Origin of the sequence: Terricaulis silvestris (assembly GCF_009792355.1) — a bacterium.
In the GTDB taxonomy this organism is placed as follows: domain Bacteria; phylum Pseudomonadota; class Alphaproteobacteria; order Caulobacterales; family Aquidulcibacteraceae; genus Vitreimonas; species Vitreimonas silvestris.
In genome coordinates, this window is the sequence record NZ_CP047045.1 from 2,709,661 (window position 1) to 2,732,418 (window position 22,758).

General features: G+C 65.1%; 26 protein-coding genes and 1 other RNA gene. 3 read left to right on the top strand and 24 right to left on the bottom strand.

The features are described from left to right. Nucleotides 1-82: 82 nt before the first annotated feature. Both DSM104635_RS13910 and murB read right to left on the bottom strand, forming a co-directional pair. The gene (locus DSM104635_RS13910; protein WP_158766781.1) at nucleotides 83-1,639 is read right to left on the bottom strand and encodes a cation:proton antiporter; all 1,557 of its coding nucleotides are present in this window, start codon (nucleotides 1,637-1,639) and stop codon (nucleotides 83-85) included. After that, complete coding sequence (murB, locus tag DSM104635_RS13915; RefSeq protein WP_158766782.1) at nucleotides 1,640-2,545, bottom strand: UDP-N-acetylmuramate dehydrogenase; 906 nt, start codon at nucleotides 2,543-2,545, stop codon at nucleotides 1,640-1,642. It lies immediately after the preceding gene. 96 nt (nucleotides 2,546-2,641) lie between these two features. Here murB and DSM104635_RS13920 point away from each other — a divergent pair, with 96 nt between their 5' ends. Further along, nucleotides 2,642-3,004, top strand: coding sequence for a DUF6491 family protein (locus DSM104635_RS13920; RefSeq protein WP_158766783.1), 363 nt, complete (start codon nucleotides 2,642-2,644; stop codon nucleotides 3,002-3,004). A 27-nt stretch (nucleotides 3,005-3,031) separates the two neighbouring features. Continuing rightward, complete coding sequence (locus DSM104635_RS13925; RefSeq protein ID WP_158766784.1) at nucleotides 3,032-3,400, top strand: DUF6491 family protein; 369 nt, start codon at nucleotides 3,032-3,034, stop codon at nucleotides 3,398-3,400. Here DSM104635_RS13925 and DSM104635_RS13930 read toward each other — a convergent pair. The 19 genes from DSM104635_RS13930 to rnpB all read right to left on the bottom strand — a co-directional run bounded on the left by DSM104635_RS13930 (nucleotide 3,397) and on the right by rnpB (nucleotide 20,264). Continuing rightward, the gene (locus DSM104635_RS13930; protein ID WP_158766785.1) at nucleotides 3,397-4,257 is read right to left on the bottom strand and encodes an HAD family hydrolase; all 861 of its coding nucleotides are present in this window, start codon (nucleotides 4,255-4,257) and stop codon (nucleotides 3,397-3,399) included. The two genes, DSM104635_RS13925 and DSM104635_RS13930, sit on opposite strands and share 4 nt — an antisense overlap. 199 nt (nucleotides 4,258-4,456) lie before the next feature. Then, nucleotides 4,457-4,894: a hypothetical protein gene (locus tag DSM104635_RS13935; protein ID WP_158766786.1), complete on the bottom strand. Its 438-nt coding sequence runs from the start codon at nucleotides 4,892-4,894 to the stop codon at nucleotides 4,457-4,459. Nucleotides 4,895-5,008: 114 nt separating this feature from the next. Next, nucleotides 5,009-5,359: a hypothetical protein gene (locus DSM104635_RS13940; RefSeq protein WP_158766787.1), complete on the bottom strand. Its 351-nt coding sequence runs from the start codon at nucleotides 5,357-5,359 to the stop codon at nucleotides 5,009-5,011. Continuing rightward, nucleotides 5,359-5,505 (bottom strand): hypothetical protein, encoded by a 147-nt coding sequence (locus DSM104635_RS13945; protein WP_158766788.1) that lies wholly within the window; start codon nucleotides 5,503-5,505, stop codon nucleotides 5,359-5,361. Before DSM104635_RS13945 ends, DSM104635_RS13940 begins: the two co-directional genes overlap by 1 nt. A 75-nt stretch (nucleotides 5,506-5,580) precedes the next feature. Further along, the gene (gene murC, locus DSM104635_RS13950; RefSeq protein ID WP_158766789.1) at nucleotides 5,581-6,996 is read right to left on the bottom strand and encodes a UDP-N-acetylmuramate--L-alanine ligase; all 1,416 of its coding nucleotides are present in this window, start codon (nucleotides 6,994-6,996) and stop codon (nucleotides 5,581-5,583) included. A gap of 47 nt (nucleotides 6,997-7,043) precedes the next feature. Next, entirely contained in the window at nucleotides 7,044-7,370 is a 327-nt protein-coding gene (locus DSM104635_RS13955; RefSeq protein WP_158766790.1) for a hypothetical protein, read from the bottom strand. Next, nucleotides 7,367-7,912: an RNA polymerase sigma factor gene (locus tag DSM104635_RS13960; protein ID WP_158766791.1), complete on the bottom strand. Its 546-nt coding sequence runs from the start codon at nucleotides 7,910-7,912 to the stop codon at nucleotides 7,367-7,369. The genes DSM104635_RS13955 and DSM104635_RS13960 overlap by 4 nt, the downstream gene beginning before the upstream one ends. A 5-nt stretch (nucleotides 7,913-7,917) precedes the next feature. Continuing rightward, nucleotides 7,918-8,310: a hypothetical protein gene (locus tag DSM104635_RS13965; RefSeq protein WP_228445698.1), complete on the bottom strand. Its 393-nt coding sequence runs from the start codon at nucleotides 8,308-8,310 to the stop codon at nucleotides 7,918-7,920. Nucleotides 8,311-8,483: 173 nt separating this feature from the next. After that, nucleotides 8,484-9,575: a UDP-N-acetylglucosamine--N-acetylmuramyl-(pentapeptide) pyrophosphoryl-undecaprenol N-acetylglucosamine transferase gene (locus DSM104635_RS13970; protein WP_158766793.1), complete on the bottom strand. Its 1,092-nt coding sequence runs from the start codon at nucleotides 9,573-9,575 to the stop codon at nucleotides 8,484-8,486. Between the two features lie 7 nt (nucleotides 9,576-9,582). Continuing rightward, nucleotides 9,583-10,725: an FtsW/RodA/SpoVE family cell cycle protein gene (locus tag DSM104635_RS13975; protein WP_158766794.1), complete on the bottom strand. Its 1,143-nt coding sequence runs from the start codon at nucleotides 10,723-10,725 to the stop codon at nucleotides 9,583-9,585. Further along, nucleotides 10,722-12,155, bottom strand: coding sequence for a UDP-N-acetylmuramoyl-L-alanine--D-glutamate ligase (gene murD / locus DSM104635_RS13980; protein ID WP_158766795.1), 1,434 nt, complete (start codon nucleotides 12,153-12,155; stop codon nucleotides 10,722-10,724). Before murD ends, DSM104635_RS13975 begins: the two co-directional genes overlap by 4 nt. Nucleotides 12,156-12,293: 138 nt before the next feature. After that, complete coding sequence (mraY, locus tag DSM104635_RS13985) at nucleotides 12,294-13,439, bottom strand: phospho-N-acetylmuramoyl-pentapeptide-transferase (RefSeq protein WP_158766796.1); 1,146 nt, start codon at nucleotides 13,437-13,439, stop codon at nucleotides 12,294-12,296. Beyond that, complete coding sequence (locus tag DSM104635_RS13990) at nucleotides 13,432-14,838, bottom strand: UDP-N-acetylmuramoyl-tripeptide--D-alanyl-D-alanine ligase (protein WP_158766797.1); 1,407 nt, start codon at nucleotides 14,836-14,838, stop codon at nucleotides 13,432-13,434. The genes mraY and DSM104635_RS13990 overlap by 8 nt, the downstream gene beginning before the upstream one ends. A gap of 147 nt (nucleotides 14,839-14,985) precedes the next feature. Next, entirely contained in the window at nucleotides 14,986-16,434 is a 1,449-nt protein-coding gene (locus DSM104635_RS13995; protein ID WP_158766798.1) for a UDP-N-acetylmuramoyl-L-alanyl-D-glutamate--2,6-diaminopimelate ligase, read from the bottom strand. A gap of 9 nt (nucleotides 16,435-16,443) precedes the next feature. Continuing rightward, nucleotides 16,444-18,084, bottom strand: coding sequence for a peptidoglycan D,D-transpeptidase FtsI family protein (locus DSM104635_RS14000; RefSeq protein ID WP_158766799.1), 1,641 nt, complete (start codon nucleotides 18,082-18,084; stop codon nucleotides 16,444-16,446). Further along, on the bottom strand, nucleotides 18,081-18,404 hold the full coding sequence (gene ftsL, locus DSM104635_RS14005; protein WP_158766800.1) for a cell division protein FtsL: 324 nt from the start codon (nucleotides 18,402-18,404) through the stop codon (nucleotides 18,081-18,083). The genes DSM104635_RS14000 and ftsL overlap by 4 nt, the downstream gene beginning before the upstream one ends. Beyond that, nucleotides 18,386-19,363, bottom strand: a complete 978-nt coding sequence (gene rsmH, locus DSM104635_RS14010) for a 16S rRNA (cytosine(1402)-N(4))-methyltransferase RsmH (RefSeq protein WP_158766801.1) — start codon at nucleotides 19,361-19,363, stop codon at nucleotides 18,386-18,388. Before rsmH ends, ftsL begins: the two co-directional genes overlap by 19 nt. Before the next feature lie 109 nt (nucleotides 19,364-19,472). Further along, complete coding sequence (locus DSM104635_RS14015) at nucleotides 19,473-19,868, bottom strand: GFA family protein (RefSeq protein ID WP_158766802.1); 396 nt, start codon at nucleotides 19,866-19,868, stop codon at nucleotides 19,473-19,475. Nucleotides 19,869-19,889: 21 nt separating this feature from the next. After that, nucleotides 19,890-20,264: RNase P RNA component class A (rnpB, locus tag DSM104635_RS14020), an RNA gene on the bottom strand. An 84-nt stretch (nucleotides 20,265-20,348) separates the two neighbouring features. Between rnpB and DSM104635_RS14025 the strand changes: the two genes are divergently transcribed. Then, nucleotides 20,349-20,894 carry a hypothetical protein gene (locus DSM104635_RS14025; RefSeq protein ID WP_158766803.1) on the top strand — a complete coding sequence of 182 codons (546 nt, stop codon included), beginning with the start codon at nucleotides 20,349-20,351 and terminating at the stop codon, nucleotides 20,892-20,894. On the opposite strand, the gene DSM104635_RS14030 is transcribed toward DSM104635_RS14025, so the two are convergent. The 3 genes from DSM104635_RS14030 to DSM104635_RS14040 all read right to left on the bottom strand — a co-directional run bounded on the left by DSM104635_RS14030 (nucleotide 20,875) and on the right by DSM104635_RS14040 (nucleotide 22,741). Beyond that, nucleotides 20,875-21,660 carry an N-acetylmuramoyl-L-alanine amidase gene (locus DSM104635_RS14030; protein WP_228445699.1) on the bottom strand — a complete coding sequence of 262 codons (786 nt, stop codon included), beginning with the start codon at nucleotides 21,658-21,660 and terminating at the stop codon, nucleotides 20,875-20,877. The two genes, DSM104635_RS14025 and DSM104635_RS14030, sit on opposite strands and share 20 nt — an antisense overlap. Before the next feature lie 33 nt (nucleotides 21,661-21,693). Next, entirely contained in the window at nucleotides 21,694-21,966 is a 273-nt protein-coding gene (locus DSM104635_RS14035; protein WP_158766804.1) for a hypothetical protein, read from the bottom strand. An 82-nt stretch (nucleotides 21,967-22,048) separates the two neighbouring features. After that, nucleotides 22,049-22,741 (bottom strand): TerB family tellurite resistance protein, encoded by a 693-nt coding sequence (locus DSM104635_RS14040; protein ID WP_158766805.1) that lies wholly within the window; start codon nucleotides 22,739-22,741, stop codon nucleotides 22,049-22,051. Between the last annotated feature and the right edge of the window lie 17 nt (nucleotides 22,742-22,758).

Sequence of the window (22,758 nt, forward strand, 5' to 3'; positions counted from 1 at the left end):
AGTCCTTGGGCCTTACGGCTTTTGGGGCCGTCTTAGAGCGCGCTCCCATGGAACGGAAGCCCGCGCGGCGGCTGGCTGCCATTCAATCCGTGGTTAAAGGCTGGAAGTGGCCGGCGGGTGCGGCGCTAAGCTCGGCCCAGTCCAGCTCTTCCTCGAGGCGGTGGAAGGCTTCATCGCTGATTTCGCCGCTCTCGCGCATCTCGGAAAGTTTGGCGCGCTGCTTAGGTATGATCTTCAGTTTGAGTTTTTCATACTTGGTCGCGGCTTGTGGTGTCTTGCTGCCGGCGATGGTTTTCGCGGCGGTGTAGGCCGCGCGCGCAAGCGCTGCTTCTTCGGACTCGTTGTTGGCCAGAGCGTCGAGCGCCGTTTGCATGATGGCGACGCGGCCGCGCGAAACCTCCTGCTCGACGACGTTGTCGGCGCCGAACTTGAGCAGGCTCAGCAGCGGCTTCAGTGTCAGCCCCTGAACCACGAGCGTACCGATGACGACGACGAATGCGGATAGCACGATGAGATCGCGGCCCGGAAAAGCCTGCGGTAGGGCAAATGCGGTCGCTAAAGTCACTAGCCCGCGCATGCCGCACCACGACACCAGCAGGCCGCCGCGCACGGTGGGCGGTTCGAGTCCATCGCTCAGGTGAACGCCAAACATCCGGTTCTTGGCGCGCACGGCGACGCCGTAGGACATCACGTAAACGATGCGGATGATGATGACCGTAGCGAGCACCGCGCCACTGAACCAAAGCGCTTGCTCCAATTCGGCGCCTTGGAGGCGCGCGAGGATGGGCCGCACCTGTAGGCCCATGATGACGAAAGCGAGCACGTTCAACACGAAAATTACGGTTTCCCAGACCGAGTACGTGCTGACGCGCAAGCGTGCTGACGTGTTCAGCGGGATAGTGGCCGCGAGCGTCATGGCGTAGACGACCATGGTGATGATGGCCGAGAGGTGAAGGTGTTCGGCCAGAATCCAAACGCCGAATGTGCAGACGAACGTCATCACGGTGCTGCTGGCGGCGTCGGTGATGCGGCGGGTAGCGAATGTGTAAATGTGCGCAAGCGCGAAACCGGCGATGACGCTGCCGACGCCGGCGATCGCGATCGCTGGTCCGGCGCTGGCCCAGGTGAAGCCGCCGACGGCGGCTGACACGGCGAAGCGATAGATCAACAGCGCGGGGGCGTCGTTGAAGAGGCTCTCGCCTTGCAGGATTTGCGTGATGCGGCGCGGCAGCTTCAGCGAGCCGAGCACGGCGGAAGCGGCGACCGCGTCCGGCGGCGCGACGATGGCGCCGAGCGCGATTGCGGCAGCGATCGGCAGCCCACCCCACTTCCAGCCGACGAAAGCGACAGCGGCGACGGTAAGCGCAACCATGACGAACACCAGAGACAGCAGCGGCGCAAGGTTGCGCTTCAGATCGCGCGGCGAGGTATCGAATGCAGCGTCGAGCAGGACCGGCGCCACGAACAGAGCGAGCGCGAGTTCAGGATCGATCGCGATCTCGGGGCCGGCAGGCAGGAACGCCAAGGCGCCGCCCGCGAGCGCGAGCAGCGATGGGTACGGCACGCCGATGCGGCGCGAGAAGCCGGTCACGAGGACGGCGAAGAACAGCAGAACGAGGGTCCATTCGAACAGGACCATCTAGGGCCGCCCGGTCCGCTTGATTTCCCACTCGAGTTCGATGCCGTGCTTGGCTTTGACCGCGGCGCGGACGTCTTCGCCTAGGCCTTCGATGTCGGCGGCGGTGGCTTCGCCGGTGTTGATGAGGAAGTTGGCGTGGAGTTCGCTGACTTGCGCGCCGCCGCGCCGGTAGCCGCGCATGCCGGCTTCGTCGTTGAGCTTCCAGGCGGAAAGCTTTTCACCGTTAGCGTCGACTGGATTCTTGAAGGTGGAGCCGCCGGTTTTTTCGCGGATCGGCTGGCTGGCTTCGCGCTTGGACGTGATCTCTCCCATGCGCGCGGTGATGGCGGCGGGATCATCGGGCGCGCCTTGGTAGGTGGCGTTCAAGAAGATCAACCCGTCGGGCAGCGCGTTGTGGCGATAGGTGAAGCCGAACTCCGACGCTGGGATGACAACGATTTCACTTGTGCGCGTCATCACGGTGGCCTCGACGAGCACGTCCTTGGTTTCGCGGCCGTAGCAGCCGGCGTTCATGGTGAGCGCGCCGCCGATGGTGCCGGGAATGCCCGCGTAAAACTCAAGGCCGGCGATGCCAGCTTTGGCCGCGCCTTTGGCGACCATGGAATCCAGCACACCGGCGCCTGCCTTGATGCGCGCGCCGTCGAGCGGTTCGATTTGCGCGAACTGGCGGCCGGCGAGCCGGATGGTGACGCCCGGCACGCCGCCGTCGCGTACGATCAGGTTAGAACCGACGCCGATGGGAAGAACCGGAACGTCATTCGGCAGCGCCGCCAGGAATTGTGCGAGATCGTCGGTGTCGGCGGGCAGGAAGAGCGCGTCGGCGGGGCCGCCCACTCGGAACCAGGTGAATGGCGCTAGGCTTTCGCCTCTAAGGAGCTGGCCGCGCACGGCTGGAAAATCACTCATTGTTGATGCCTATGTCACGCTTCCGATGCACGGAAAAGCGGGGCGGGCTCGTAAAGAGGATGCAGGACAAGAGATCCTGACTTGGAGGTAACGGCCATGTTGCGCAGCAGCCTTTTCGCACTCGCCCTCATCAGCGTCGCCGGATGCGCCAGCGATGGCGCAACGCAAACGGCCGACAACGACCGGGATTGTTTCCGCAGCAGCCAAGTGCGCGGGTATAACGTGATCGACGACCGTCATGTCGAACTGCGCGTCGGCGCTAACGAGAGCTACATCCTGGAAACCGACTGGAACGCGCGCGATCTGAATTGGGACCAGCGCATCGGGTTGCGTTCGACCACAGGGTCGATCTGCACCGGGAATGGCCTTGGCGTCGACATCATTGGCGGCGAACCGCAGCGGCGCTACACCATCGTTTCGATCATCCGCGCGCCGGAGCCGGCAGAGCAGGCAAGTTAAGTCTTATTACTCACTCGGAGAATGTTCATGCGTTTTGCACTTTCAGCGCCTGCGGCAGTCGCCGCGCTCGCACTCGGCGCCTGCTCTACGACGGAAACGGCACGCAACGGCTCCGGCGCCGATTGCTTCCGGCCGGAGCAAGTGACGGGATACTCAGTGATCGACGAGAGCCATGTGCGCGTCATCGCCCGCGCCCATCAGTACGTCTTGACGATACAGGGCCGCGCCACTGAACTCGACTGGACGCGCGCGATTGCGTTGCAAACGACCGGTGGGCAACTGATCTGTCCGGGGCGCTCGACGCTTGGCGTGTATCTGGTCGGCGGGGACTCGCAGTTGCGCTATCCGATTTCAAACGTCGCGCTCGAGCAGGATAACACGCCGACCGGCAGCTAAGACGCGATCGGCAGCCCTGCGCGTAAGGCGATGCGTTGCAGGGCGCCCTTTACGATGACGTCGAGCTGGCTGCCTGGGAGGTAGTCAGCCGGCGCCACGTAGTTCACGCGGTCTTCCGCGATCAGCAAATGGATATGGCTGACCTTGAGCGGATCGTTCCAGCGATCGGGATCAAGCACGGCGACCGCCGTGCCGCCTTGGTCGGTGACCATTTTCATCGACGGAATGTCGGTGTCGCCGTCGCCGATGAAGATCATGCGCTCGAATGGCAGCGGACGTTCTTCAGCGCGCATCCAGCGATTGATCGCCTGGGTGTCCCACACGTTTTCAATGCCCTTGTTGATGCGGAACAAGAACTGCGTCTTGTTGGTGTAGTTCACCGCCACCGCCGGCCACACCGCTTCGCCCTTCTCGTTGTAGATAAAGCGCGACGCGAACACGCGCTTGAAGTGCGGATAAATCGAGCAGCCTTCGATCATTTCCTCGGTGCCGGACGAGACGACGTAGTGATCGAGGTCGAGGCCTTGATCCGAGGCGAATGAATCGAGACGCGGAAACCAGCTTTCGACGCCGTCGAAGAAAGATGGCGTCGCGCCGTGTTCGCGCAGGCGTTCGCGGGTGACGGCTTTGCCGAGCTTGCGCGAGCGCTCGATCATCTGCTGCATGTAGACGAGGATTTCGTCGGCGTCGGAGGTCTTGGCCAGACGCTTCACGTCCTTCCAGAACACGTCGTGATCGATGCCGAGATCGGGGATGAACGAGTGTTCCTGCAGGTTGCCGCGCGCGAGCGTGCCGTCGAAATCATAGATGATGGCGGCGCGCAGGGGTTTGGGCGCGCGGTGGGCGGTGTCTGGCATGGGTCTGGGCTGTGGGGAGTCGGGGCTCGGGTCAAATCGTTTCGGCTTCAACCCTGCTCGCCCTTGATGGGCGAGCTGTCAGCGCGCGAAGCGCGATGACTGAGTGGGTGGTTGCGCCGTCGCTTGCAGGACCGAGCCGCCACCCACTCCGTCCGCGAACGGTGTTCGCGGCCACCTCGCCCATCAAGGGCGAGGAGACTTATTCCTGCGGCTTCAGCCGATCGCGGAGGGCGCGGACGCGGTCCAGCAGTGGCTGAGCGGCGGGCAGCGACGCGCGGAACTCCAGGGAGACGCTTTCCGCGCCGCTGGGGCTCTCGATCGTGAGGGCCTCGGCGCCGCCGTCGGCGCAATCGGGGCAGCCGACGACGTCAGGCACGGTGGTGAGATCGGTGGCTGCGGCGAGGCGCTGGATCTCTTGCCACTCGGCTGCGGTGAGCGGCGTCGAGAAACGCTGCGGGACTTGCGCAGGATTGGGCGCGCCACGACCACCGCGCGCTTCGCGGATGAGCACGGCCTCGCCTTCGGTGATTTCGAGACGCGTCGTGCAATAGCCCACGCACATGCCGAAGGATGTGGTGGAGATAACGCGTGTGATGCTCGCTAGCGGAGGCGCAGCGGTGCTGGCGCAGGCGGTCAAGGCGAGCCAAGAGCGAGTGCGGTTAGCGCGTTGAGTTTGGTCGCGATCATTTGGGCTCGCTTCTGTTACGTAACCATCGCGCTACTCAGATGAGCGCGCGATGAACAGGGACCGCTAGGACACCCACAAACCTTGGTGACCCAGCAGCGTCCACTCGCCATTCACACGCTCGAATAGATAGTAGGCGCCGCCACCACACAGCCCGCCGCAGCTAAAGGCGCCGACCAGCAACGCGTGTTGGCCGTCTGGCGCGAAAGCGACGGGTGACACACGCCACACCACAACCACTTCGCGCTGAGATCCTTCAACCAAGCGAAGAACATCTACCCCATTGTCATAGAAGCGCGGTGCCTCCGACGTGAGGCATTCGGGAAGACTGATACGTTCTTCGGACCGCACACCCTCAAAATAGGCCGACGTATCCAGATCGAAGTGTTCGAGCGGACGCTCCGGATCAGGCGCCATCAGGCCATTGCCGCGCTCAAACCGCGTTGGAGGGGCCGGTTGCGCCGAATGACGTTCCACCAACGCAGGATCAGCGCGCGTGAGAAATCCCACTTGTTCTCGAACCGGTAGCTGAGCGTAAAAACTGCGATAAACGGCGCACGCATCGTTGTCTGCAACGGGAGCCGCGCACCCCAAGAAGGTTAGCGCCAATAGCGAGGCAAGCCCGACGCGAAGCACTCTCATGCCGCCGCCGCACCGAGCTTGGCGGGAAGCGCATTAGCGTACGCGGTGATGTCGCCCGCGCCTAAGCACACGACGATGTCGCCTGGTTTGGCTTCAGCGCGCACGAAGTCTGGCAGCGAGTCTAGGCTTGCGATACGCCGCGCGTCGCGGTGGCCGTGGCTTTTTAGCGAAATCACCAGCGCGTCGGAGTTCACGTCTTCGATTGGGGTTTCGCCGGCGCTGTAGACGTCGGCGACGCAGACGATGTCGGCGTCGTTGAAGCAGGTGGAGAAGTCTTGGAAGAGGTCGCGCAGGCGCGTGTAGCGGTGCGGCTGCACCACAGCGAGCACGCGGCCGCCTGTCATTTCGCGCGCGGCGGAGAGTACGGCGGCGATTTCGACCGGGTGGTGGCCGTAATCGTCGACGATGCGGACTTCGTTCCAGTAGCCGGTGGTGGTGAAGCGGCGCTTCACGCCGGAGAATTTCTTCAAGCCGGTGCGGATGCCGGCGTCGGTGACGCCAAGCTCACGCGCCACAGCGATGGCCGCGACGGCGTTCTGTACGTTGTGACGGCCGGCCACCGGCAAAAAGAGGTCGTGCATCGTCACGCCCGGGCCTTCGCCCTTCTTGCGCGCCACCACGTCGAAGGTTGAGCCTTCGCGCGAGGGGCGGACGTTGACGGCGCAAACGTCGGCTTGCGGGTTGAAGCCGTAGGAGATGATGCGGCGGTCGCGCACTTGGGCGGCCAGCGCTTGGACTTGCGGGTGATCGAGGCACATCACGGCGAAGCCATAGAACGGGATGTTCTCGACGAAGGTTTTGTAGGCCTCGTTCATCGCTTCGGCGGTGCCGTAATGATCGAGGTGCTCGGGGTCCATGTTGGTGACGACGACGGCGGTGGCGCGGAGACGCGTGAAGGTGCCGTCGCTTTCATCGGCCTCAACCACCATCCACTCGCCCTCGCCCATGCGCGAATTGGCGCCGTAGGCGTTGATGATGCCGCCATTGATCACGGTCGGATCTTTTTGGCCGGCGTCGAGCAATGCGGCGATCATGGAGGTGGTGGTGGTTTTGCCGTGGGTGCCGCCGACGGCGACGTTCCACTTCAGGCGCATAATCTCCGCGAGCATTTCGGCGCGCCGGACGATCGGCACGCCGCGAGCGCGCGCGGTGTCAACTTCCGGGTTGCCGTCCTTGATGGCGGAGGAAATCACCACGACGCCGGCGTTCGCCGTGTTCTCGGCTTTGTGGCCGATGGTGACGGTGATGCCGCATTCGCGCAGGCGATCGATGTTAGCGCTTTCCTTGGCGTCGGAGCCGGTCACCTCGTAGCCGAGGTTCTTCATCACCGACGCGATGCCGGACATGCCGATGCCGCCAATGCCGACGAAATGGATGGTCCCGGTATCGAAAGGAATGGCGCGACGGATCATGAAGTCCCCGAGTTGAAGCGCTCAGTATAGAGGCGCTTCCGGGCGCATCAAAGGCGGAAGCGGAGTTGCGAGAACGCGCGGGCGAAGGGTGAGCGGCGGCCTTTGACGGCTTCCATGGCCAGGAGATAGGCGGAGCCGACGGCGACCAGGGCGTAGAACAGCGGCTGCGCCGTTTCGATGCTGAAGCCGGCGGCTTGGGCCAAACCGAAGAAGGCGCCGACGCCGGACGAGGCGGCGACGATGTTGAGTGCGCGGGTGCGTGCGGCGCGGCGTTGCTTGTGCTGCGCGACGCGGGCGAAGACATCGATCCGGAATGCAGGATCGGGCGTGGCCGGCTTTTCGCCGAGCAGGTTGGCGAGATCGTCGTCGGTCATGGGGCGCTCTCCGCGCTGATGCCCAGCGCTGTTTGTAGACGCGCGCGGCCGCGCGTCACGTGCGATTTCACAGTGCCGAGCGGCAGCTTCAAAATCTCGGCGGCTTCCTGGTGCGTGAAGTCCTGACCGAGGCAGAGCGCCAGCACGGCGCGCTGATCCTCGGGAAGCTGATCCATGGCTTGGCGGAGCGCAAGGCGTTGCGCGGCGCGGGCGTGTGGCTCGGCCTCGGTGTCTGAGAGTTCGGCGTAGGCGGTGTCGCGCGCTTGGCGGCGCGACGAGGAGCGGCGTTCTCGGCGCCAGTATTGGAAGGCGACGCCGCAAATGAAGGTGCGCAAGCTGGACGCGCCGTCGAAGCGATTGAGCACGGCCCAGGTGCGGGCGAAGGCCTCCTGCGCCAGATCGTCCGCATCGGCGTCGTTGCCGGTGAGGCGGCGCAGGAAAGCGCGAACGGCTGACTGGTGCGCATCGACGAGGTGGCCGAACGCGCGGAAGTCGCCCCCGCGCGCCAAGCCGATCAAACGCGCCTCTTCGGCAGCGTCCATGCGCGTTACTTGCGGCCAAACATCAGGATGATGAGAGAGCCCGCGGCCAGCACGCACATGGTGACGGCGACGCTCAAGAACGCCCAGGCGAAGTCCTGGGTTTGGTTGAGCCACCAGGCCATGAAGAAGCCGCCGCCGAGCGCCGCGAAGATCACGAAGGTCCAGGCCGAACCGTTCTTGCCATCGCCCGCTTCGTCCACGCCGGCTTCGAGCGCCTTCGACACCGACTGCAGAAGCTCGGGCGGCGGCTCTTTGCCTTGGTCGGTGTAGGATTTGATCAGGCTGATCACGTCGCGCGTGCTGCGCTCGCGCGTGCTGTTGCCTTGGATGGCCATGTACATCCCGAAGATCGGGAAGATCAGCCACCAAAAATTGTGCAGGAATTCGGCCATGTTCACTCTTAGCTCCCCGGCTCACGCACGAGTTCGATAGCGGCCGCAACGCAACCGGCCAACGGAAAGGCGAGCCACCAATAGTCACGGAATACGTCTTCCAATCCAAATCCCTCCCCGTGGCGAAAAGCCCGGTTCAAGACTTAGCCGCCGCCAGGGGCGGGTTTGGATGCATCCGCCTAGGCGGCGACGGATTCGGCGAGATCAGCCAAGGTTTTGGCGGCTTCGGGCCTGGCCGAGGACCGGGCGGCGGCGGCGCGGACGGCGAGGCCATGGGGGTCGGCGAGGCGGCGCTCTAGCAGGTTGGAGAGCGCGATTGGTTCGAACTCGGCTTCGGTGAAGAGATCGGCGGCGCCGACGGCGGTGAGACCTTCGGCGTTGGCGGCCTGGTGATCGTCGGCGGCGGCGGCGAACGGGATCAGGATCGCGGGGCGGCCGGCGACTTGGAGTTCTGTGACGGACGAAGCGCCGGCGCGCGAGATCACGAGATGGCAGGCGCCGAGGCGCTGGCCCATGTCGGTGAAGAAGGGTGCGACTTCGGCGTTGACCTTGGCTGTCTTGTAGCTGGTGCGCGCTGCTTCGACCTGCTCCTCGCGGACTTGGTGCACGATGTCCAAACGCTGGCGAAGCGCGTCGGGCAGCTTCGCGATGGCGGCGGGGATGACTTCGCCGAACAAGCGCGCGCCTTGGCTGCCGCCGATGATGAGGATGTTGAGACGCCCACCGGCGGGTGCTCCGGGATACGGACGCTCGCGCACGGCGAGGATCGGCAAACGCACAGGGTTACCGACGACGTGTTTGTAGGACGCAGCCTTCTCCGGCAGACGATCGAGGCGATCGAAGCCGCAGGCGACGATCTTCGCACTGGTCGCCATCGAGCGATTGACGCGGCCGAGCACGGCATTTTGTTCGTGGATCAAGATGGGCGCCTTGTGCGCGCGCGCGGCCATCAGCGCGGGGAACGATGGGTAGCCGCCGAAGCCGGCGACCAAGTTCGGTGGCAGTTCAGTGAACCGGCGCTTTGCTTCGTTGATGCCGCGCATGATTTTGAAGGCGGCGGGCAGCGCAGTGATTGGGTTCGCTGAAATGCTAGCGGCGGGAACATCTTCGATGCGCTCGGCTGGAAAGCCTTCGGCATAGCGGCGGCCGCGCGCGTCCGTCATCAGCACGACGCGCCAGTCGCGGCGGAACATTTCTTCAGCGAAGGCGGCGGCGGGAAACAAGTGTCCACCGGTTCCGCCCGCAGCAATGACGACGACTTTCTTCGGCATGGCAGCCTTATGTGCGTGCGCGGCCCGCGTAGAGGAAGGCGCCGGGGCGATCGCGGAGCAGTGACAAGCAGAACCCCAAAGCCAGCGCCGAGCCGATCATCGAGGAACCACCGAACGAAATGAACGGGAGCGTCATGCCCTTGGCGGGCAGCAAACTCAAGTTCACAGCAATGTGGATAGCGGCTTGTGCAACGAGCAGGACGACGAGCCCCGCTGCGGCAAGTTGTTCGAACGGATTGTTTAAGCGGCTGGCGCGCGAGAGGCCGCGGAACGCGAGCGCGCCGAACAGCGCGATAAGGCCGATCGAGGCGAGCAGGCCGAACTCTTCAGCCGCTACGGCGAAGACGAAGTCGGCATGCGCGTCGGGGAGTGAGCGCTTGATGACGCCCTCGCCTGGGCCGCGGCCGAACACGCCTCCTGCAGCAATCGCGTCGAGCGCGCGGTTGACTTGGTAGGCGGCGTCGCCTTCGGGATTGAGGAAGGTGTCCACGCGTTCGCGGGCGTGTGGATAGAACGAATAGATCGCCCACGCGCCGAAAGCTGCGAGCACGCCGCCGCCGATGACATAGCGAAGGCCCATGCCGGACAAGATGAGCAGCGCGCCGAGGCAGAGGCCGAGCAGCGCGGTCTGGCCGACGTCGGGTTGTGCGAGGAGCGCGGCGGCAGTGAGCAGATAGAGCGCGATGGAGACGATGCGGCCGGGGAATTTGGCGGCGCGCTGGGTTTCGCCGAGCATCCAGGCCCAGACGACGATGAGCGCGGGCTTCAGCACTTCGGAGGGTTGGAACGAGAAGAAGCCAAGCTCGAACCAGCGTTGCGCGCCTTTGATCTCGGGACCGATCCAAGCTGCCAGTCCGCAGAGCGGCAGTGCGATGGCGGCGATGATGGTGGCGGCGCGGCGCAACCCCCGTGGGTCGAGCGACGCGGCGGCGAACATCACGACGATGCCGATGGCGGCGTAGGCGGCTTGGCGGCCGGCAAAGTAGAACGCTTCCTCGATGCGGATGCGGGCGGTGGCGGCGGGCGACGCGGCCATGGAGAAGAGAATGCCGAGCGCGAACAGGATGGCGGCGATGATCAGCAGCGGGCGGTCGTAGGTGCGCAGGCGATCGTAAGCCGCGCCGAAGCGGTCGGCGATGGCCGCGTTCACTTCTTCGCTCCCGCCTTGGCGCCGTTGGCTTTGGGCGCTTCGTTGAGCGCGGCGACGAACGTCTTGAACTGGTCGCCACGATCTTCGTAGCTCTTGAACTGATCGAACGACGCGCACGCGGGCGAGAGCAGCACGACAGGGTGCGGTTCACCGCTGGCTTTCGCGTCGTTGAACGCGAGCTTCACGGCGGCTTCGAGATTGCCGGCCATCACGACCGGGACCTTGTTGCGCAGCACGTCAGCGAAATCGCCGGCGCTCTGGCCGATGAGATAGGCTTTCGCCATGCGCGGATAGAATTCGGCGAGATCCTCGATGCCGCCCTCCTTGGCGACGCCGCCCGCGACCCAGTAGACGCGCGGGAAAACCGCGAGCGCTTGGGCTGCGGCGTTGGCGTTGGTGGCTTTGCTATCGTTGACGAAGCGCACGCCTTCGATCGTGCCGGCGCGTTCGAGACGGTGCGGCAGGCCGGCGAAGCTGTTGAAGGCTTGCGCGATGATGCGGTGATCGACGCCGAGCGCGCGTGTCGCGGCGTAGGCGGCGGCGGCGTTCTGGGCGTTGTGTTTGCCGGCGAGTGCCGGCGCTTGGGTGAGGTCGGCCACGATCTCGGAGCGGCCGGACAAGCCGTCGATGATCTTGCCGCCAAGCGCCGAGACGCCGCGGCCAAGTGCTTGGCCGGCGGAGATCGGAGCGACGTGCTGTGCGGCGTTGCGGGTGAGTTCGGTGCAGATGCGCGCGCAGTGCGGATCGTCGACGCCGATGACAGCCCAATCCGCCGCGCCTTGGTTCAAGAAGATGCGCTTCTTGGCGGCGACGTAATTGGTCATGTCGCCGTGGCGATCGAGGTGATCGGGCGTGGTGTTGAGATAGACGGCGACGTCGAGGCGAAGGCTCGAGGTGAGGTCGAGCTGATAGGAGCTGAGCTCGATGACGTAGTACGCGCCGGCGTGCAGCGGTGGCTGTTCGAGGATGGCCGCGCCGATATTGCCGCCGAGACGTGTGTCCTTGCCGGCTTCGCTAAGGATGTGCGCGATAAGCGCCGACGTGGTGGACTTGCCGTTGGTGCCGGTGATGCCGATGAGCTTAGGGCGCTGCGTCGCGGGCAGCGCGTTCACGGCGCGCGCGAACAACTCGATGTCGCCAATGATCGGCACGCCGACGGCTTCGGCGAGCGTGACGACGCGATGCGGCTCGGGGAATGTCAGCGGCACGCCGGGTGAGAGCACGAGGGCGGCGAAGCTGCGCCAATCGCGGGCGTTGATGTCGGAGACGGGTACGCCAGCCGCTTCGGCGGCGGCGCGGGAGACGTCGTTGTCATCCCACGCATGCACGCGAGCGCCGCCCGCGGTCAGCGCGCGCGCGGCGGCAAGGCCGGTTCGCGCCAAGCCGAACACCGCAACGTCTCTGCCTTTGAATTCGGTGATCGGGATCATGGCGTCGCTCGGCAATCGGCAGTCGGCAATCGGCAATCGAATTGATCTGCCGCGCGACTGCCGACTGCCGACTGCCGATTGCCGATTTTCAAAAACACGAACGCCTCCGAAGCGCTTTCCCTGCGCTGCTTCGGCCCGTTAACGCAACTTCAGCGTCGCAAGGCCGGCGAGCGCGAAGATCACCGAAATGATCCAGAAGCGGATGACGATGGTAGGTTCCTGCCAGCCCAGCTTCTCGAAATGGTGGTGTACGGGCGCCATCAAGAACACACGTTTGCCAGTGCGCTGGAACACGGCCACCTGCACCATCACCGACAGCGTTTCGAGCACGAACAGACCGCCGACGATGGCGAGGACAATCTCGTGCTTCGAGGCGACGGCGGTCGCGCCGAGCAAGCCGCCAAGCGCGAGCGAGCCGGTGTCGCCCATGAACACGCGGGCGGGCGGCGCATTGTACCACAGGAAGCCGAGTGAAGCGCCGAGCAGCGCGCCGAGAATGGTGGCGACTTCGGAGACACCGGCGACGTGAGGAATGCCGAGATAATCGGAATAGTCGACGCGGCCGACCAGGTAGCAGATCACGCCGAACGTGCCACCGGCGATCATGACGGGCACGATGGCGAGACCGTCGAGGCCGTCTGTGAGGTTCACCGCGTTGCCGAAACCGACGATGACGATCATCGCGAACAGCACGTAGAACGCGAGCAGCTGGATGCCGTAGCCGGTAAGGAACGGCACTGCGACCGCTGTGAGCGGATCGCCGGACATCAGTGCGTTGATGAAGCCCATGGCGTCGTGGGTTTGGTCAGGCGTGGTCGAGACCCATTCCGCGACGAGCATGGCAAGTGCGGCGACAAGCGCGATGGTGAACTCGAAGGCGAGACGGAGTTTCGCCGAGAGGCCGCCGTGATGTTGCTTGGTGACCTTGGCGTAGTCATCCACGAAGCCGATGGCGCCGAAGCCGAGTGTCACGACGAGAACGGCCCACACGTAAGCGTTCTCAAGATCGGACCAGAGCAGCGACGAAATCGTCAGCGGAATGAGAATGATGAGCCCGCCCATCGTCGGCGTGCCCTTCTTGGTGAGCAGGTGGCCCTGCGGGCCGTCTTCGCGGATCGGCTGACCTTTGCCCTGCTTCTTGCGCAGCCACGATATGAAAGGCGCGCCAAACGCGAACGCGAAAATCATCGCGGTGAACATCGCGCCGCCGGTGCGGAACGTGATGTAGTTGAACAGGTTGAAGAATTGCGAGCGCTCTTCCCACGACCCCAAGAGCTCAAGCATTCGCGTTTCCCTTTAGCGCGGTGAGCGCCGCAACCACTTTGCTCATCTTCGACCCGTTCGAGCCTTTGACGAGCACGATGTCGCCTGCCCGTAACGCCGGCGCAATGATCGGAATCAGCGCGTCGGATGTCTCGGCATAGCCGCCGCGGCGCGACGCGGGAAGCGCCTCCATGAGGGCGGCCATGCGCGGGCCGGATGCGAACACGAGATCGACGCCAGCTTGTTCAAGGGGTTGCGCTAAGCCTGCGTGATAGGCGCGCTCGTCGCGGCCGAGTTCCAACATATCCCCAAGTGCTACGATACGGCGGCCGCCGTCTGCGGGCTTACGCGCGGAGAGTGTGGAAAACGCGGCGGCCATCGAGGCGGGGTTGGCATTGTATGAGTCATCCACAAGCATGAAGGCGCCGAAGGCGGCGTCGATGCGGGTGGCGACGCCGCGGCCATCGAATGCGCGCAAATGTTCGAGCGCGTGTGCTGCGGCTTCAAGATCGCCGCCGACAACATCGGTGGCTGCGAGAGCCGCGACAGAGTTGAGCGCCCAATGCGCGCCTTCGACGCCTATCCTGTATCTGATCACGCGGCCGAGGATTTCCGCTTCGGCGGTGGAGCCGGTGTCGTCCATGTCGAACTTGAGCAGGCGCGCTTCGCACTCCGCGCCACGGCCAAAGCGCACGAGATTGGCGCCGTTGCGTTCGGCGGCAGCGATCAGCCGATCGGCGTGCGGCGCGTCAGCGGGGACAATGGCGGAGCCGCCTGGTTCGAGGCCAGTGTAGATGTCGCCCTTCTCGTCGGCGACGGTTTCGAGTGAGCCCAGGTTTTCCACGTGCGCGGGCGCTATTGTGGTGACGAGCGCGGCGTGTGGTTTGACCAGTTGCGTCAGCGGCAGGATTTCGCCGCGATGGTTCATGCCGATCTCGAACACGGCGAACTGGCTTTCGCGCGGCATGCGCGAAAGCGTCAGCGGCACGCCCCAGTGGTTGTTGTAGCTTTTCACGCTGCGATGAGTTTGGCCGCTGGCGGAGAGGCAAACGGCGAGCGCTTCCTTGGTTGAGGTCTTGCCGACGGAGCCGGTGACGGCGATGCGCTTGGCGGCGGAGCGATCGCGCGCGGCTTCGGCGAGTTTGCGCAGGCCATCGAGGACGTCGTGCACGGCGAGCGCTGCGCCGAGGCCCTCAACTTTGCGCGCGTCGGAGATGAGCGCGGCGGTGGCGCCGGAGACGAAGGCTTGCGCAAGGAAGTCGTGGCCGTCGCGGACGTCCTTCAGTGCGACGAAGAGATCGCCAGGTTCGCAGGTGCGCGTGTCGATGGAGACGCCGGTGCATGTCCACGTGTCAGCGTTCAGCAAACGGCCGCCCGTTGCGGCCTGTGCTTCTTCGGATGTCCAAAGTTCAGACGCCATATTCTTGAACTCCACAGACAACGCTTCCCGGACGCATCCCCGGCGAAGGCCGGGGTGCGATCCGGGACCTAGAGCCGAGCGCAACGATCTCTGGGTCCCGGCTCTCGCCCCGCTTTCGCGGGGCATTCGGCCGGGAAGCGGGAAAAATCATGTTTGCGCATCCAGCGCATCACGCGCGACGTCTTGATCTGAGAACGGGTGGGTGACGCCTTTAATGATCTGGCCGGTCTCGTGGCCTTTGCCGGCGATCATCACGGCGTCGCCGGGTTGCATCATGGCGATGGCTTCGCGGATGGCTTGGGCTCGATCGCCGATCTCGGTGGCGTTCGGCGCGGCCTTCAGGATTTGCGCACGGATCGATGCGGGTTCTTCGCCGCGCGGGTTGTCATCTGTGACGATGACGACGTCGGCGTGACGTGCCGCGATGGCGCCCATCTTCGGGCGCTTATCGGTGTCGCGATCGCCGCCGCAGCCGAACACGGCGATGATGCGGCCCGGCGCGTGCGGACGCGCGGCGCGAAGCAGAACGTCGAGGCCGTCTGGCGTGTGCGCGTAATCGACGAAGACGTGGCCGCCGGTTTTGCTTTGGCCGATGTGCTCCATACGGCCTTTGACGGGCTGTAATTTTTCCATGCCGGCGAACACGGTTTCGGGGTGCTCGCCGATGGCGAGGGCGAGTGTCGCGGCGGTGACGGCGTTGATGGCTTGGAATTCGCCGATCAGCGGCAGTTCGACTTTGTACTCTTTGCCTTGCCAGAGCAGGTTCATGGTTTGCGCATTGGGGCGCGGCTGGATTTCGATGATCTTCAGCGCGTGTTCGCGCGGCGCGCGCCAGCCGCAGAGGATGATGTCGAGGTTCTTGGCTTTGGCGCCGACTTCGAACGCTTCGCCTTCGGCGGCGTCCGCGTTGATGATGGCTTTGCCGTTTGGTTTCACCAACGCCCAGAGTTTCATCTTGGCGTCGCGATAGCTCGCCATGTCTTGGTGATAGTCGAGGTGGTCTTGTGTGAGATTAGTGAAAGCAGCGGCGTCAAACGTAAGGCCATCGACGCGGTGTTGTTCGAGGCCGTGGCTTGATGCTTCCATCGCGGCGTGCGTTACGCCTTGCTCGGCGAGCGCGGTGAGCGTGGCGTGCACGGCGGCGGGATCGGGCGTGGTGTGGCCGAGATCGATCACGCCATTCGGGCCGATGGCGCCGAGCGTGCCCAGACTGGCGGCGCTTTTGCCGGCGTGGGTCCAAATCTGGCGGAGGAAATCCACCGTCGAGCTTTTGCCGTTGGTGCCGGTGACGGCGACGATGGTTTGCGGGCGCTTGGGGTAGAACGCTGAGGCCGCGAGCGCGAAGGCGTTGCGTGCGTTGTTGGCGACCACGTGCGCGATGCCGGGATCGGTGTTGAGATCGCCAGCGCTCAGCACGGCGACGGCGCCGTTTGCTTTGGCTTGCGCAACGAAATCGCGGCCGTGCGCGGCGACGCCGGCGAGTGCGGCGAACAAAAAGCCCGGTTTGATTTTGCGCGAGTCCGCGGTGAGTCCGGCGATCTCGATGTTGGCGGCTTCAACAGGGACGCCGGTGTGGAACAAATCGCCGAGCTTCATGCCCTCTCCCTAGCGCGTCGGCGGGCGAGGCTCCACACGCAAACCGAGCATGGGCGCTATGCGCCGCAGCGTCCGCGCAACGACCGGCGCCGCGACCCGACCGCCGGCCGCGCCCTCACCCGTATCGTCGAGCGCAACGACGATGACAAAGCGCGGATCGTTGGCGGGAAAGATGCCGGCGAACGAGGAGAAATTGCGGCTTTCATCGTAAGTCGCGGTGTCGGCGCCGAGTTTTTCGGCAGTCCCGGTTTTGCCGGCGATGGCGAGGCCGGGCACATCGGCGGCGCGGCCGGTGCCGCTGGTGACGACGGCGCGCAGGTAGGCGTTCACTTGGCGCGTGACGTCGGGCGAGAAGATCACGCTGCGTTCGATCTCGGCGTCGGGCGCTTGGGCGATCAGCGTGGGTGCGACGCGGGCGCCGTTGTTGGTGAAGACAGTGTAGGCGCCGGCGAGCGACGCTTGCGTCGCGGCGAGGCCGTAGCCGAAGCCAAGGCCCGCGACATCGCGGCGGCCGCGTGCGTGCGGCGCGAGCGGCGCTTGGTTGCGGCCAAGTTCGAGCGTTGCGGGCGATGTGAGGCCGAGGCGTTCGAGGTAGCTGCGTTGGCGCGCGCCGCCGAGGCGGAGGGCCAAGCGCGCGGCGCCGATGTTGGAGGAATGAGCGAGGATGTCGCGCAACGTGGCGTTGGCGGGGACTGGGTCGTGGTCTTCGATGAGGCTGCCGTCGATGTCGAAGGGGCGTGTGAGATCGAACAGTTCGCCGCTGGTGGTCACCTCTTCCTGCAGCGCCATGGCGACGGTGAAGGGTTTGATGGTGGAGCCGAGTTCATGGAGATCGCCGGCGACGCGGTCGCGGCGTGCGGTGTCGATGGCGGCGCCGGCGGCGTTGGCGTCGTAGGTTGGCCAAGAGGCGAGCGCGTAAACTTCACCGGTGCGACCGTTGAGCAGAATGGCGGAGCCACCAGATGCGCCGGAGGCGCGGGCGGCGGCGTCGAGTTCTTCTTCGAGCGCGAATTGCATGCGCACGTCGAGCGAGAGCTGCACCGGGCGCCCCGCTGCGCCGGCGGCGCGGATTTCTTCGTCGAGGCCGCGCTCAACGCCGGAGAGTGGATTGAGATCGACGTCAGTGAAGCCCAGTGTGTGCGCTGCCAACGTGTTCTGCGGATAGACGCGGCGATCTTCTGCTTCAAAGCCGATGCCGCCAAGGCCGAGCGCGATGACTTGTTCGCGCTGGCTCGGCGTGAGGCTGCGGCGGAGGAAGACGAGCTGGCGCGAATTGTCCGAGAGACGACGGATGGTGGCGGCGCGATCGAGTTCGGGGAAAATCGTGCGCAGCGCGTCGGCGGTTTCTTCCGCGTTCCAGACGCGGCGCGGTTCGGCGGTGAGCGCGAATGCGCGGACGGTGGTCGCCAAGAGCACGCCGTTGCGATCGACGATGTCAGCGCGGGGGATCGAGACGATGCCGGCGCGGCGCGGTTCGGCAAGCGGATCGCCGCTGAAGGCAAGTTGCACGGCGCGGCCGGCGAGCAAAAGCAGAAGCGCGAACACAGCGAGTGCGAGAAAGCGCACGCGGTTGCGCGCGGGCGCGGCTTCGGCCGGAAACTCAGGCAGCGCCTGATCGGCCGCGAACACAGTGGGTCCGAACGGTCTCACTCGCGTGCGGCGCGCTGTTGCGGCGCGGGCAGTTTGGCGTCTAGCGCGGATTCCGGAAGCGCCTCGGAGCTTGAGCCGGTGGCGCTGCCGAGATGCTGTTCGGCCAGGTGTTCGACACGGCCTGGACTCTCAAGATGCGCGATCTCGGCGCGCAGCGCGCGGAGATCGGCTTCGCGCTCGTCGACGTCGTTCTGCAGCTGGCGCACATGCGCTTCGGCGCGCGCGGCGTCGGTCTTGGCTTTGTACAAGCCAATCGCGAGCACGACGACGAGCACGCCCGCCGCGATTTGCGCGTACCGGATCAATCTAGCTTTTGCCATTCGGCCTCCGCGCGCGGCGCGAGCGCCGGCGGTTCGAGTTCATCCCAGGCCGGCGCGTCGGTGCGCGTGGCCCAGCGCAAGCTGGCGGAACGCGCGCGCGGATTGACCGCGGTTTCGGCGTCGCTGGAAACGGTGGCCCGCTTGCGGTCGATGGCGAAACTCGGCGCGCGTTCGGGCGGGAGATCCGGCGCATAGCGCGAGCCCCGACCCTGCGCGTCGGCGCGTTCGGTGATGAAGTGCTTGACCATGCGGTCTTCGAGCGAATGGAACGACACGACGACAAGGCGTCCGCCTGGCTTCAGTGCGCGCTCGGCAGCGGAAAGCCCGCGCGCGAGTTCGCCGAGTTCATCGTTCACCAGCATGCGCAACGCTTGAAATGTCTTCGTCGCCGGATGTGTGCGCGCGCCTCTGCGGCCGCCGACGGAATCCTCCACCAGCTTCGCGAACGGCAGCGTGCGCGTGATCGCGCCGGCGGCGCGGGCTTGCACGATGGCGCGGGCGATGCGGCGGCTGTCGTCGTCTTCGCCGTAGCGATAGATCAGATCGGCGAGCGCACCTTCGCTCAGCCGGTTCACGGCGTCAGCGGCGCTCAGGCCTTCCTTCTCCATCCGCATGTCCAAGTCCGCGTCCTGCTGGAACGAGAAGCCGCGTTCGGCTTCGTCGAGCTGGAAGGACGAGACGCCGAGATCGAACACGACGCCGTCCACCAATTCGTCAGCGGCTAGATCGCCAAAGCGGCCTTGATGAAGCGTGAATTTACCTTTGGCGGACGCAGCTAATTCGGCCCCGCGGGCGATGGCGTCTGGGTCGCGGTCGTACGCAACGACGCGGCAATCCGCCTTGCCCAGCATTTCGCGGCTATAGCCGCCGCCGCCGAAGGTAGCGTCGACGTAGACGCCGCCATCCGTCAGCGCGAGCGCTTCCATCGCTTCCGCGAGTAGGACCGGGGCGTGGCTCAAAGGACACCGCCCGCGCGCCCAGCGCGCCGTTTGCTCCACTTGCGGATCGACATTGGCCAACACTACAGCGAGTCCGGCTGCGCGCCCGCCTCGCCCGGCAGATTCACACCTATTCGTTCAGGCTGCTGCGCGGCCTGTTCGGCAAGGCGGCATTGAGCTGCTCCCAGGCGAGCTTGTTCTCGACCCAGATTTCGACGGTAGGCGGGAACGCGTTGGGATCGTCGAATGTAACGGTGGTTATGTCGGTGTGATCCGGGCGCGAGTCGCGGCAGTAGAGCACGAGCGAACCGCAATTGGCGCAATGGCCCCAGCGAATGCCGGGTGACGAGGAATGCCACGCGACGTCGCCGCTGAGCTGTTCGAAAGCGGCGTTCTCGAAAACGGCCCAGGCGACGTTCACGCCGCCGGTGGCGCGGCGGCAGGATTGGCAATGGCAGAGCGTCGCCGCCAGCGGCGCGCCGTCAACGCGATAGCGCACGCGACCGCAGAAGCATCCGCCTTCCATCGTGTCCTCCGTCCGCTCAAAAATGCCAGTCGGCCTGTAAGCCGGGTTCTGTTCCGCTTGCGCGGTGACGACCATTCCTCTGGACCGCGCGTCGCCGCACGGTTCTCGCGACCAACCCGAGCACAATCCGCGGACGGACCTGAGCCGAAGCTCGTGTGCTCCTATTCGGTCTTGCTCCCGGCGGGGCTTGCCGTGCCACCTTCCTTACGGTCGGCGCGGTGGGCTCTTACCCCACCGTTTCAGCCTTGCCTGTGCGTCTTGCGACGCCATCGGCGGTCTATTCTCTGTGGCGCTATCCCTAGAATTACTTCCGGCGGGCGTTACCCGCCGCCGTATCCGCGTGGAGCCCGGACTTTCCTCGAATGCTTGCGCACCCGCGGCCGTCCGGCCGACTGGCGGGCGGAATATAGGCGCTGTCGTTGGCCGGCGATAGCGCGAACGTTCTCGACGCGCTGCGGGCGGAGGCGCACAGCTAGGTCCATGCGGTCTCCGCGGGGCTTTACTGGTGCATTGGTGCTTTTGCTGGGCGTGCCGGCGACGATCGCTGTTGGCGCGCTGGGCGGCAGCGTCGAAATAGCGATCCACATCGCGCTAGGCGTAAGCTTCCTGCTGTTCGCCTCGGCAACGTTCGATTTCCCACTGCCGCGACCGATCACCTGGATCGCCTGCGCCGCGATCGGATTGCTTGGCGCGATCTTCTTGCTCCAAGCCATCAGCGAAGGTGTTCGGTCGCCGGCCCTGCACAACCTCGCTTTCGACATTCTGGGGCAACGCCTGGAAAAGGTGTTGGGTTATACGTTCTTGGTCTGGTGCGCGGCCGCTGTGGTGATGGATTCATCCGGTTGGCGGCGCGTGCTCGGCGCCGTCGCGCTCGCTGCAACTTTCTGTGCTGAGAGTTACGCGCTCTACGCCGCGTCGACGGGCCAACAAGCGTCCGAAGCGCTGAAGCTCATCTATCTCGCGGTTTTCGTTTGGCTGTTGATCGAGTCCGCACGCAAGCGCGAAGCTAAATCACCACCGGCTTAAGCCGCAGCACGGCGCCGATCAGGTTTAGGGTTTCTTCGTCGAGGACACCGTCGAGATTAGACGGGCGGAAGCGGCGCTGAAAGGCGACCACCGCGGCCTTCGTTCCAGTGTCGACGATGCCGCTTTGGGTGACGTCGTAGCCGAACGCGGCGAGTTGGACTTGCGCGCGCGAGATGACGTCGTCGCTCGGTTCTTGCGCGGGCGCTTTGTCAGGCCAGATCGCGACTTCGGCGTCGGCTAAGCGCTTCCAGGGAAACTTTTCGCCAGGGTCGGCTTTGCGTTCGGTGGCGATGTCGGAATGGCCGACGACGCGGGAAGCATTGAGCGCAGGCCAGCGGGTGAAGATGTCTTTGATGAGCGCGATGACGCTGTCGATCTGGGCATCGGTGTAATCAGGCAGACCGAAATCGTGGCCGCCGTTGACGATCTCGATGCCGACCGAGCGCGCGTTGACGTCGCCCTCGCCTTCCCAGCTGCCGCGCCCGGCGTGCCAGGCGCGATGCTCTTCCGGGACGAGGCTGTAGATCTTGCCGGCTTCATCGACGACGTAGTGCACGCTGACTTTGGCGAGCGCCGCGTCCTTCATCACGTTCGCGCTTTGCCAGGGGCCTGGATAATTGCCGGCGACCGGTTCGGGATCGGTGAGGCGCGCGAGCGCGATCTCGGCGTCCTGCATGCCGGTATAGTGCAGCACGACGAGATCGATCGGGCGCGAGCGCGCGTCGAAATTGGGCGATGGGCGCTTGATGTAGGAAAGCTCAGTCACGACGCGCCTTATAGGGCGCCTCTCGCGCGAGCGTTACGACTTCCGTGTCGAGGTTTCGACAACCCAGCCATTCGGCGTGCGATGGGCTTCGAACACGCCAGGCGTGGACGGTTGCGGCGCACGAGCGCGGCGCGGCCAGATGCGCATCGCGAGTGCAGCGCCGGCGATCATCAGGCCGACGACGACGGCGGCGAAGAAGGCAAACACGAACGCCAGAGCTGCACCGATCGCGAGCGCCAAAAGCCCTGCCGCGCGCAACAGGGCGCTTAGAGTGGCGGAACCAAAGTCGGCGGCGTTTGCGGTCATGGGCGGGGAGCTCCTCTGGACCAATATGGATGGGAAGCGTCAGTGATCAATGCGGCGCGCTTGGAGCGTGCTGGGGGCGTGGTTATTTCGCCTCTACACTCAACTCTTCACGGATGCGTGCGTAGGCGGCGTTGATTGCGGCGGTCTTGTCCCGCGCGATTTCCACAAACTCCGGCGGCGCGCCGCGCTGGAGCATGCGGTCGGGGTGGTTTTCCGCCGCGATGCGCCGCCAAGCGTGGCGGACTTCGTCCATGCTCGCGCCGGGCAGCAGGCCCAGGATCGCATAGGGATCGCCAGCGTTGGGACCGAGATTGGTGGCCTTGATCCGGCGGAATTCCATTTCGCTGAAGCCGAAATGGGAGGCGACCTCTTCGAGGTAATCGATCTCGGCCTGGGTCACGACGCCGTCGGCGCCAGCGATGTGGAACAGGCCGTCGAGGACGTCCTCGAGCAGGCAGGGCCGGGCGCGGTACTTGCGGCCGATCTGCTTTGCGTAGGATTCAAATCCTAGGACGGTTTGCTGGGCCAGGACAAAGGCGCGCCGGAAATGCTCTTCCTCGCCTGGGGGCGGACGAAAGACTTGGGCGGCAGCGGCCATTTCGGCTTCCGTGGTCATCCCGTCGGCCCTGGCCATTTTCGCGGCCAAACCGATCACGGCGGCGGTAAAGCCGACGTCATTGGGGCGCGGGGCGCATTCTTCGTTGAATTCAGGCGGATCGGCCTCCGGATCGAAGGCGTGGGCAGCCATTTCAACGATGTTGGACCAGACGGACATAGGGATATTGTCGCTGA